Genomic DNA, 11,161 nt, shown 5'->3' on the forward strand with positions numbered 1-11,161 from the left:
GAGGCGGGGGCGGCGCGGGGCGGGCGGGGGCGGGGGCGGGGTGGGTGAGGCGAGGGCTGGGCGGGGGGTGGGCGGTCGGTGTACCGCCGGGGGGTGGGGGGTCAGGGAAGTAGGTTAGGCAGGGTGATATCGCCGGTGGCGACGAGCACGGCGGGGCCGGAGAGCCAGCAGGAGTCCGCGGTCACCGTCACGGTGAGCCGGCCACCGGGCACGTCGACCGCGACCGTGCCGGTGTCCCGGCCGGCGTCGCGCAGGGCCACCGCGGCGACCGCGCAGGCGCCGGTGCCGCAGGAGAGCGTCTCGGCCGAACCCCGCTCGTAGACCCGCATGAGCACGTGCCCGTCGGTGCCGTCGACCGGCTCGCCGGGGGCGGTGAACTCGACGTTGACCCCGGCCGGGAAGACCGACGGGTCCACCTCGGGGGCCCGGGTCAGGTCCAGGCCGGACAGCTCCAGGCTGGCGGGCAGGGCGCAGACCAGGTGCGGGTTGCCGACGTCGACCGCCGCGCCGGGCAGGGTCAGCCCGCCGATGGTGGCGATGGCCGCGTCGTACAGCCGGGGGCGGCGCATCTCGACGGCGACGGCCTCGCCCTCCACCCGGGCCCGGACCAGGCCGGCCCGGGTGGCCAGCGGCAGCGCCCCGCCGGACGGCGTGGCCAGCCCGGTGGCCAGCAGGTAGCGGACGAAGACCCGGGCGCCGTTGCCGCACATCTCCGCGAAGGAGCCGTCGGAGTTCCAGTAGTCCATGAACCATTCGGCCTCACCCGCCAGGGCGGCGCCGTCCGGGTGCTTGGCGGCCCGCACCACCCGCAGCACGCCGTCGCCGCCGAGGCCGCGCCGCCGGTCGCAGAGCGCGGCGACCAGGCCGGGCGTCAGGTCGAGGGCGCCGTCCGGGTCGGGCAGGATGACGAAGTCGTTGCCGGTGCCGTGGCCCTTGGTGAACTCCACGCCCCCATCATCGCCGATGCTCGGCGACCACCCGCAGGGCAGTGTCGGAAAAGCCGGGCGACGCCGAGTCCAGCCAGTGGATGCGCGGGTCGCGCCGGAACCAGGAGCGCTGCCGGCGGACGAACCGCCGGGTCGCCCGGATCGTCTCGTCGTGCGCCTCGACCTCGGAGATCTCCCCGGCCAGGAAACGCAGCACCTGCTGGTAGCCGAGCGCCCGGCTGGCCGTCCGCCCCTCGGGCAGGCCGCGCCCGACCAGCGCCCGGGTCTCCGCGACCAGGCCGTCGGCCCACATCCGGTCGACCCGCAGCGCGATCCGCTCGTCGAGCAGCGCGGTGTCCAGGTCCACCCCGAGCTGCACCGACGGGTAGTACGGCGTGGGCGCGGGCAGCGCCGCGGTGAACGGGGCCCCGGTCAGCTCGATCACCTCCAGGGCCCGGACGATCCGCCGGCCGTTGCTGGGCAGGATGCTCGCGGCCGCCGCCGGGTCAGCCCCGGCCAGCCGGGCGTGCAGCGGGGCCGGCCCGACCTCGGCCAGCTCCGCCTCCAGCCGCTCGCGGACCGCCGGGTCGGTGCCGGGAAACTCGAACTGCTCCAGCACCGCCCGCACGTACAGGCCGGAGCCGCCGACCAGCAGCGGCACCCGGCCCCGGGCGAGGATGTCGTCGACCGCCGCGCGGGCCAGCCGCTGGTATTCGGCGACGCTGGCCGGCTCGGTCACCGCCCAGATGTCGAGCAGGTGGTGCGGCACGCCGTCGCGTTCGGCCGGGGTCAGCTTCGCGGTGCCGATGTCCAGGCCCCGGTAGAGCTGCATCGAGTCGGCGTTGACCACCTCGCCGTCGAGGGCGTGCGCCAGGGCGATGCTCAGCGCCGACTTGCCGGCCGCGGTCGGCCCGACCACGGCGACCACGGTGCCGGTCATGCGCGCGCCCAGTTCGCCACGAAGTAGGCAACGCCGTAGGGGGCCTGGTGGTAGCTGAGGTCACCGCGCCAGTCGCCGCCCGCCGCCCGGACCGCGCCGGCCAGCACCTGCCACGGCGCCCGCCCCGCGACCTTCAGCTCCGCCGACAACCCGGGGTCGAGGTCGAGCAGGGCCGCGGCGTCCGCGCCGGCCAGGGCCACGGCAACCCCCTCGTCGTACGCGGGCGCGCGCGGATCGTCGTAGCCGGGCGCCTTGACGCCCCGGCAGGCCGACCCGTCCCCCATCACCAGCAGCGCCCACGGCTGCGTCCCGGAACCCAGCCGGCCGCCGCCGGCGGCGCACCGCTCGACCGACTCGTCGGCCGCCACGGAGATCATCCGCCAGGTCGTCGCGACCTGTTGCCGCACGCGATTCAGCAGCCAGGCGCCGACGAGGAGGCTCAGTGGCAGTCCATCGGTACCGATGATCCCGGCGGGATGCCGTCCCAGTCGCACCTCCAGCGGCGCTCCCCAGGGCGCGAAGCTCCCGCGGTACGGGTAGGACAGCTCGGCGGTGCGGTCCGCCGCACCGACCACCACGACGGTGCGCGCTCCGGCAGCGAGCAGCCGGGCGACCGCGGCGTCGGCGGCGGCGCGGAGGTCGTCCAGCTCACCGGCGGCGGCGCCGGCCAGTTCCGGCACGAGCAGGGGCGGGTGGGGGCAGACGGCGGCGGCGACCAGAGGCACCCGTTCAACCTATCCGTACTCACCGGAGCGTCCCCGGGCCGATCCGGTCATGACGGCGGTACGACACCGTATGGTCACGGTCGACGACAGGCGCTCGACACGGACCGGGTCGGACCTGTGACAATGCCGGGAGTGACTTTGCTGCGCCGTGGCGGCGATCGAGGGGGCAGTCCCATCGACGCCGGGAGAACGAGGATGGGCACATGAGCGACTGGACTGCCTTCGGACGGGTGGACGAGGACGGCACCGTCTACGTCAAGACCGCCGAGGGTGAGCGGGTGGTCGGATCCTGGCAGGCGGGCGCCCCGGAGGAGGGGCTGGCCCACTTCGCCCGGCGCTTCGCCGACCTGGTGACGGAGGTCAACCTGACCGAGGCCCGGCTCAACTCGGGCGCGGCGGACGCCGGCCACTCGCTGACCACGATCCGGCGGATCCGCGCCTCGCTGGCCGAGGCCCACGTGGTCGGCGACATCGACGCGCTCGCCGCCCGCCTGGACAAGCTGGCCGTCGTGGCCGAGGAGAAGGCCGGCGAGGCCAAGGCGGCCCGCGAAGCCGCCCGCGGCGAAGCCCTTGCCCGCAAGACCGCCCTGGTCGAGGAGGCGGAGAAGCTGGCCGCCGAGTCGACCGGCTGGAAGACCGCCGGGGACCGGCTCAAGGAGATCCTCGACGAGTGGAAGACCATTCGCGGCGTCGACAAGAAGACCGACGGCGAGCTGTGGAAGCGGTTCGCGGCCGCCCGTGACGCGTTCACCCGCCGCCGGGGCGCCCACTTCGCCTCCCTCGACCAGCAGCGCAAGCAGGCGCAGACGGTCAAGGAGGAGCTGGTCGCCGAGGCGGAGAAGCTGACGGAGTCCACCGACTGGGGCGTCACCGCCAACCAGCTCAAGGATCTGATGGCCCAGTGGAAGGCCGCCCCGCGGGCGTCCAAGGAGGCCGAGCAGAAGCTCTGGGAACGGTTCCGGGCGGCGCAGGACGCCTTCTTCACCCGGCGCAGCGAGGTCTTCTCCGCCCGGGACAACGAGCAGCGGGCCAACCTGGAGCGCAAGCAGGCGCTGCTCGCCGAGGCCGAGGCGCTGGACGTGGACGGCGACCCGAAGGGCGCCCAGGCGAAGCTGCGGGAGATCCAGGCGCAGTGGCACGAGGCCGGCCGGGTGCCCCGCGAGGCCGCCGCCGGGCTGGAGCGCCGGCTGCGCGCGGTGGACGACAAGGTCCGCGAGGTCATGGACTCGGCGTGGCGGCGGACCACCAAGGAAGACAACCCGCTGCTGGCCCAGATGCGGTCCCAGGTCGCCGAGGCCGAGGAGCGGCTGGCCCGGGCCCAGGCCGCCGGTGACGCCCGGCGGATCAAGGAGGCCGAGCAGGCGCTCGCCTCGAAGCGGCAGTTCCTCCAGCTGGCCGAGCAGGCCGGCTGACCCGAGCGTCACCGGAAGCCCTCGATCCCACCACAGGACCGAGGGCTTCCGGCCGTCCGGCCCGGGACCGAGGGCTTCCGGCCGTCCGGCCCGGGACCGAGGGCTTCCGGCCGTCCGGCCCGGGACCGAGGGCTTCCGGCCGTCCGGCCCGGCCGACCCGGCGAGGGCTTCCTCCCCGGCCCGAACCGGACCGGTCCGCCGAGCGGGCCCGCCACGGCCGGAATGCGCTGTCCCCGGGCTGGCGGCCGGTGCCGTGTTGACGCATCGAGGCGAGCTGATCAGAATGGCGGCAGAGCCAGGTCAACACCGGCGCGAGGGCACCCGGCGGCGAGCACGCCGTCGCGGGTCGCCGGTGACTTCTTCCGCGAGTGGCCGTCCACGTGACACGGCCCGACGCGCGCTGTCCGCGTACTCGATGACGAGCGGGCCGTCTCCCCCTGGTCTCACCGCCCGCGGCGCTCGCGCGGCGCGGGCATCCGAAGTGGAGCCCTGATGCACCGACCTACCGCCCTCGGCGGCGCCCTCGCGGCGCTCGCCACCGCCGCGGCCGGCGTCCTCGTCGCCGCCACCATCAGCACCACCCCGGCCGCCGCCGCCAGCGGCGGCACCGGCACCGGCTACCTGCACACCAGCGGCAACAAGATCGTCGACAGTACGGGAGCCACGGTCCGGCTCACCGGCATCAACTGGTTCGGCATGGAGACCGACAACAAGACCTTCCACGGTCTGTGGTCGAGCAACCCGTGGCGCGGCCAGCTCGACACCATGGCTCGGCTGGGCTACAACACGCTGCGCATCCCGTACTCGAACGACGCGCTGAAGTCGGGCGCGACCGCCACCGGGATCAACGACTTCGTCAACCCGGACCTGATCGGGCTCTCCCCGTTGCAGATCCTCGACAAGGTCATCGACTACGCGGGCAGCAAGGGGATGCGGGTCATCCTGGACCGGCACCGGCCCACCTCGGCCGGGCAGTCGCCGCTCTGGTACACCTCCGGGGTCTCCGAGGCGACCTGGATCAACGACTGGAAGATGCTGGCCCAGCGGTACGCCGGCAACACCACGGTGATCGGCGCGGACCTGCACAACGAGCCGCACGCCGAGGGCACCAACCCGGCGGCCACCGGCGCGTGCTGGGGCTGCGGCGACACCGCGCGGGACTGGCGGCTGGCCGCCGAACGGGCCGGCAACGCGATCCTCGGGGTGCAGCCGAACTGGCTGATCTTCGTGGAGGGGGTGAGCTGCCCGAGCGGTGGCCTGTCGAACGTCTGGGACAACGACCCCAGCAACGACGAGGACTGCGGCTGGTGGGGCGGCAACCTCTCCAAGGCCGGCCAGTTCCCGGTCCGGCTGAACGTGGCCAACCGGCTGGTCTACTCCCCGCACGAGTACGCGATCTCGGTCTACCACCAGACCTGGTTCGACGACCCGAGCTACCCGGCGAACCTGCCGGCTATCTGGGACAAGTACTGGGGCTACCTCTACAAGCAGAACATCGCGCCGATCATGATGGGCGAGTTCGGCAGCACGCTGCAGGACCCGAAGGACAAGGTCTGGTTGCAGAACCTGATGGCGTACACCGGGACCGGGGTGAACGGGATGTCCTTCACCTACTGGTCGTGGAACCCGAACTCGGGTGACACCGGCGGCATCGCCAACGACGACTGGACCACCATCAACCAGGCCAAGCAGGACATCCTCCAGCCGTACCTGATCGCGCCGGTGGGCGGCGGCGGGACGACCAGCCCGTCCCCGACCGGCACCCCGAACACCTCACCGAACCCGACCACGCCCGCCCCGAGCGGGGGCTGCACGGCGACCTACAAGCAGACCAACGCGTGGCAGGGCGGTTTCCAGGGCGAGCTGACGGTGAAGAACAGCGGCACCGCCTCGGTGAACCCGTGGTCGGTGACCTGGACCTGGCCGTCCGGGGTGACCCTGGGCAGCGGCTGGAACGCCACCGTGACCCAGTCCGGCAGCACGGTCACCGCAGCCGCGCCGACCTGGTCGCCGTCGCTCGCGCCGGGGGCCTCGGTGACCATCGGCTTCACCGCGAACGGCACGGCCTCCGCGCCGGGCTCGGTGAAGCTCAACGGCACCGCCTGCTGATGCGGCACGGAAGGCCCCTCACCGGCGGGTCCGTCGGCGAGGGGCCTTCCCGCAGCGGCAGCGGTTTACATCGATGCTCGTCTGTGTTCTTCTGATTGGAAAGCGCTTGCCTGGCGTCCTCCCAGGCGCACCGGAGCCAGGCCGACCACGGGAATTCCTCCCCGTCGGCCAGCGGGCGTCGGGGACCCCGGCCGGCACCGACATCCGAGGTGCGGACGTACCAGCACGCCATCCGCCCGGTTCGCACCGACAGAAAGGAGAGAACCCGTGACAAACGTCAAGCGTCACCTGGTCCGACGGCTCGCGGCGGTCGCCGCGGCCGTGCTCGCGATACCCGCGGCGGTCGCCGCCGTGGCCGTCGCGCCGGCCGCCGCGGCGAGCGTGGACACCGGCGCCTACTACGTGATCGTGAACCGGCACAGCGGCAAGGCGATGGACCTGTGGCAGTGGTCCACCGCGGACGGCGGCGAGATCCGGCAGTACACCCGCACCGACGGCGCGAACCAGCAGTTCCAGTTCGTCGACGTGGGCAGCGGCTACTACCAGCTGCGCAACCGGCACTCCGGCAAGGTCGTCGCCGTGCCCAACGCCGTCGACGGCGCCCAGGTCATCCAGACGACGGCCAGCAGCGACACCAAGCAGCACTTCGCGCTCCGCGACTCCGCCGGCGGCTACGTGCGGTTCATCAACCGGCACAGCGGCAAGGCGCTGGACCTGTGGCAGTGGTCCACCGCGGACGGCGGCAGCATCGCCCAGTACGCCGACCTGGACGGCTACAACCAGCAGTGGCAGCTGATCCGGGTCGACGGTGGGGGCGGCGGCACCACCCCGCCGCCGAGCACCACCGGACTGGTCGGCTGGGCCACCCAGAACGGTGGCACCAGCGGCGGCGGCAACGCGGCGGCCACCACCGTCACCAGCGCCTCCGCCCTCAGCTCCGCCGTCGGCTCCAGCAGCGCGGCGGTCATCCGCGTCTCCGGCACCATCACCTGCTCCGGCATGCTGCGGGTCCGGTCCAACAAGACCATCCTCGGCAACGCGGGCGCCACCATCGCCGGCTGTGGCCTCAACATCAGCGGCGACCGCAACGTGATCATCCGGAACCTGACCTTCCGGGACTGGGACGACGACGCCATCAACGTCCAGGAGTCGGCCACCAACGTCTGGATCGACCACAACACCTTCACCCACGGGTACGACGGCGCGGTCGACATCAAGCGCGGCTCCGACTTCGTCACGGTCTCCTGGAACCGGGTCTACAACCACGACAAGACGATGCTGCTCGGGCACAGCGACGACAACGGCGCCCAGGACTCCGGCCACCTGCGGGTGACCTACCACCACAACTGGTTCGACGCGAGCACCCAGCGCCACCCCCGGGTCCGCTTCGGCAACCCGGTCCACGTCTACAACAACTACTACTACAACAACAGCGGCTACGGCGTGGCCTCCACCATGAACGCCGGAGTCCTCGTCGAGGGCAACTACTTCGAGAACGTCAAGGACCCGTACCACCTCGGCGAAGGCGACTCCGGCCCCGGCAGCCTGGTTGCCCGCAACAACTACCTGGTCAACTCCGGCGGCGGCCAGACCGGCGGCAGCGTCGCCGGCATCCCGTACTCGTACACGCTGGACAGCGCGAGCAGCGTCAAGTCGATCGTGACCGGCGGCGCGGGCGCCGGCCGGATCACCGTCTGACGGTGCAGCGGGGCGGGGCCCGCCACGGCCGGCGGACCCCGCCCCGCGTCTCAGTGCGCGGCAAGCCCTTGGTGGGCGCGGGGCGCGTCCCGGCCCTGTGGCTCAGGCCGATGGGCGCGGCTCCGCGCCGCGGCTCAGGCCCGTGGGGCGCGGCCCGGCCCCGCGGCTCAGGCCCGTGGGCGCGGCCCGGTCGCGCGGCTCAATGTGCGGCGCAGCCGCCGGTGGGCGCGGGCACCGCGGCCGGCGCGCCGACGCTCGGCAGCCCCAGCAGCACCCCGGGGGTACGCGGGGCGCGTCCCGCCTCGGCGGCGTCACCGGCCCGGGTCCGCCGGTGCGACAGCGGCGCCCCGTCGGCGTTGAGGTGGTGCGGCGCGGCGTAGGTGACGGTGGTGTGCACGACGTCACCGGGGCGGATCTGCCCGGCCAACTGCCCGGCCTCGAAGTGCACCAGGCGGCCGTCCCGGGCCCGGCCCGACATCCGTCCGGTGCGCTCGTCCTTGCGTCCCTCGCCGACGGCGACCAGCACCTCGACGGTCTCGCCGACCAGCTTGCGGTTCTCCGCCCAGGTGATCTCCTCGACGCAGGCGATCAGCCGCTCGTAGCGTTCCTGGACGACCTGCTTGGGCAGTTGGCCGTCCATGGTGGCGGCCGGGGTGCCGGGACGCTTGGAGTACTGGAAGGTGAAGGCCGAGGAGAACCGGGCCGCCCGGACCACGTCGAGGGTCTTCTCGAAGTCGGCGTCGGTCTCGCCCGGGAAGCCGACGATGATGTCCGTGGTGATCGCCGCGTCCGGCATCGCCGCCCGGACCTTCTCGATGATGCCCAGGTACTTCTCCGACCGGTACGAGCGGCGCATCGCCCGCAGCACGTCGTCGGAGCCGGACTGCAACGGCATGTGCAGCGAATGGCAGACGTTCGGCGTCTCGGCCATCGCGGCGATCACGTCGTCGGTGAAGTCCTTCGGGTGCGGGCTGGTGAACCGGACCCGCTCCAACCCGTCGATGTCACCACAGGCGCGCAGCAGCTTGCCGAACGCGTACCGGTCACCGAACTCGACGCCGTAGGAGTTGACGTTCTGCCCGAGCAGGGTCACCTCCAGCACGCCCTCGTCCACCAGGGCGCGCACCTCGGAGAGGATGTCGCCGGGGCGGCGGTCCTTCTCCTTGCCGCGCAGGGCGGGCACGATGCAGAACGTGCAGGTGTTGTTGCAGCCCACCGAGATCGACACCCAGCCGGCGTACGTCGACTCGCGCCGGGTCGGCAGCGTCGAGGGGAACACGTCGAGGGACTCGAGGATCTCCACCTCGGCGGCGGCGTTGTGCCGGGCCCGCTCCAGCAGCACCGGCAGCGCGCCGATGTTGTGCGTGCCGAAGACGACGTCCACCCAGGGGGCCTTGCGGACGATCTCGCCGCGGTCCTTCTGGGCCAGGCAGCCACCGACCGCGATCTGCATCCCCGGGTGCTTGACCTTGACCGGGCGCAGATGACCGAGGTTGCCGTAGAGCCGGTTGTCGGCGTTCTCCCGGACGGCGCAGGTGTTGAACACCACCACGTCGGGCTGCTCATCGGACTCGACGGCGCGCACGTAGCCGGCCGCCTCCAGGAGGCCGGAGATGCGCTCGGAGTCGTGCACGTTCATCTGGCAGCCGTACGTACGCACCTGGTAGGTGCGCGGGCTGCCCGCGGCTGCGGTAGTCATGACCCGGACAGCGTATCCGGGCCGAGTTGGTCGGAACGAACGAGGAGGAGCCGTGTGCCGAAGCATCAAGACCCTGCGTGAGCCCTACGTCCCGGTGGTCACCGAGGAGGACATCCGGGCGGCCGCATTGCAGTACGTCCGGAAGATCTCCGGATTCCGTACCCCCGCGGCGCACAACGCCGAGGCGTTCGACGCCGCCGTGGACGCGGTGGCCGCCGCCACGGCAACCCTGCTGGACCAACTGGTGGTACGCGGCCAGGCGCCCACCGCCCGAGCCTGACCGCCCGCCGGCGGGCTCGCGGTCCGGGGTCCAGGTCCGGGCGGGTGGGAACCCGGTCAACCGGGCGGCCCAGTCGAGCCGGACCCCGTCCGGCGGGACCCGGCCCAGCAAGGACCCCGTCCGGCGGGAACCCCGTCCGGCGGGAACCCGGTCGGGTAGGACCCCTTAGGGCGGGGCCCGTCAGGGCGGGGCCCGTCAGGGCGGGACCACGGATTGCGGCGAGTTGCGCCTACCCGCGACCAGGGTGCCCCGAGTTGGCGCATCCGGCGCACCCATCGCTCTGTCGGCCGGTCGGACGGCGACAGGGCGACCGGGCGGCCGGGCGGCGCCACGGAATGCGGCGAATCGGGCCTCCCCGCGACCGGGATGCCACGAACTGCCGCATGCCGTTGCCGAGCACCGGGCCGACGCCGGCCACTCTGTCGGCCGGTCGGACGGCGACAGGGCGACCGGGCGGCGCCACGGAATGCGGCGAATCGGGCCTACCCGCGACCGGGATGCCACGATCTGCCGCATGTCGTTGCCGAGCGCCGGCCCGGCGGGGCCGAAGGGAGATTAGGCGGCGGCCAGGGCGGGGGCGATCGTGTCGGGCGCCCAGCGCGAGCGGTGGCACTGGGACCAGCCGCGGCAGCCGGGGTCGGCGAGGGTGCAGAGACGCTGGTCGCTGAGCACCTCGCCGTCGTCGGTCTCGACCACGGCGAAGTGCACCGGGCGGATCGTGCCGTCGGGGGCGACCAGCAGGTGCCGCCCGGCGTCCAGGGTGTCGTCGCGCATCAGGCAGTTGCGGTCCAGCAGCCGGGCGAGTGCCGCGATGCTGGGCCGCTCGGGCAGGGCGTCGGGCACCCCGTAGCAGTCGACCACCGTGCCGTACTCCCCCGGCGCCTCCCAGACGTCGCAGACCACCGCGTACGCGGGCAGTCGGGCCGGGTCGGCGACGGCGAGCGGCATGACCACCCGCCCGAGCGCCTCGGCCAGCGCCGGGTAGACCTCCGCGGGCGCCGCGCCGTCGATTCTCCAGTTCCACAGCTCGGTCATGCCGCCTCCTCGCTGTGCTCGTTCCACCGGCCTCCGGATCGGGCCTTACTCACGATGGTGGGGTGCATTTGACCTCAGCCGGGGGCAAGTTACCGGTCTGTGACCATTCCGGGCAAAATTTCCTCGAGCCGCGTTGCCCAGAGTAGCGGGAAGATGACAGTTTATCGGGTATGGTGCCGCTCGCCCAGCAGCGACATGCCCGTCAACGGGCCCGAACGCCTGCCCGTCGGCGGGCCTGAATGACAGCCCTTCGGCGGGTCGAATGACAGCCCTTCGGCGGGCCGAATGACAGCCCGTCGGCGGGCCGAATGCCTGCCCCCGTTACCTTTTTGATCGT

9 protein-coding genes are annotated in these 11,161 nt (G+C 72.9%); 4 read left to right on the forward strand and 5 right to left on the reverse strand.

Annotated elements, in window-relative coordinates:
• Window positions 1–101: 101 nt before the first annotated feature.
• Genes dapF through LQ51_RS13255 form a run of 3 tightly spaced genes read right to left on the reverse strand, consistent with a single transcriptional unit; the run spans window position 102 to window position 2,591 of the window.
• Complete coding sequence (gene dapF / locus LQ51_RS13245; protein ID WP_046565658.1) at window positions 102–947, reverse strand: diaminopimelate epimerase; 846 nt, start codon at window positions 945–947, stop codon at window positions 102–104.
• Between the two features lie 7 nt (window positions 948–954).
• Window positions 955–1,866, reverse strand: coding sequence for a tRNA (adenosine(37)-N6)-dimethylallyltransferase MiaA (gene miaA, locus LQ51_RS13250; RefSeq protein ID WP_046565659.1), 912 nt, complete (start codon window positions 1,864–1,866; stop codon window positions 955–957).
• On the reverse strand, window positions 1,863–2,591 hold the full coding sequence (locus LQ51_RS13255; protein WP_046565662.1) for a class III extradiol ring-cleavage dioxygenase family protein: 729 nt from the start codon (window positions 2,589–2,591) through the stop codon (window positions 1,863–1,865). Before LQ51_RS13255 ends, miaA begins: the two co-directional genes overlap by 4 nt.
• Window positions 2,592–2,794: 203 nt before the next feature.
• Here LQ51_RS13255 and LQ51_RS13260 point away from each other — a divergent pair, with 203 nt between their 5' ends.
• The 3 genes from LQ51_RS13260 (at window position 2,795) to LQ51_RS13270 (ending at window position 7,810) form a co-directional block, all read left to right on the forward strand.
• Window positions 2,795–4,003 (forward strand): DUF349 domain-containing protein, encoded by a 1,209-nt coding sequence (locus LQ51_RS13260; RefSeq protein WP_046565663.1) that lies wholly within the window; start codon window positions 2,795–2,797, stop codon window positions 4,001–4,003.
• A gap of 492 nt (window positions 4,004–4,495) precedes the next feature.
• Entirely contained in the window at window positions 4,496–6,112 is a 1,617-nt protein-coding gene (locus tag LQ51_RS13265) for a cellulase family glycosylhydrolase (protein WP_046565665.1), read from the forward strand.
• 267 nt (window positions 6,113–6,379) lie between these two features.
• Window positions 6,380–7,810, forward strand: a complete 1,431-nt coding sequence (locus LQ51_RS13270; RefSeq protein WP_197087695.1) for a pectate lyase family protein — start codon at window positions 6,380–6,382, stop codon at window positions 7,808–7,810.
• Window positions 7,811–8,009: 199 nt separating this feature from the next.
• On the opposite strand, the gene miaB is transcribed toward LQ51_RS13270, so the two are convergent.
• Window positions 8,010–9,509 carry a tRNA (N6-isopentenyl adenosine(37)-C2)-methylthiotransferase MiaB gene (miaB, locus tag LQ51_RS13275; protein WP_046565667.1) on the reverse strand — a complete coding sequence of 500 codons (1,500 nt, stop codon included), beginning with the start codon at window positions 9,507–9,509 and terminating at the stop codon, window positions 8,010–8,012.
• Window positions 9,510–9,561: 52 nt separating this feature from the next.
• Here miaB and LQ51_RS13280 point away from each other — a divergent pair, with 52 nt between their 5' ends.
• Window positions 9,562–9,789, forward strand: a complete 228-nt coding sequence (locus LQ51_RS13280; RefSeq protein ID WP_046565668.1) for a DUF2277 domain-containing protein — start codon at window positions 9,562–9,564, stop codon at window positions 9,787–9,789.
• Window positions 9,790–10,344: 555 nt separating this feature from the next.
• Here LQ51_RS13280 and LQ51_RS13285 read toward each other — a convergent pair.
• Entirely contained in the window at window positions 10,345–10,824 is a 480-nt protein-coding gene (locus LQ51_RS13285; RefSeq protein ID WP_046565669.1) for a hypothetical protein, read from the reverse strand.
• Window positions 10,825–11,161 lie beyond the last annotated feature (337 nt).

The organism is Micromonospora sp. HK10 (assembly GCF_000982955.1).
In the GTDB taxonomy this organism is placed as follows: domain Bacteria; phylum Actinomycetota; class Actinomycetes; order Mycobacteriales; family Micromonosporaceae; genus Micromonospora.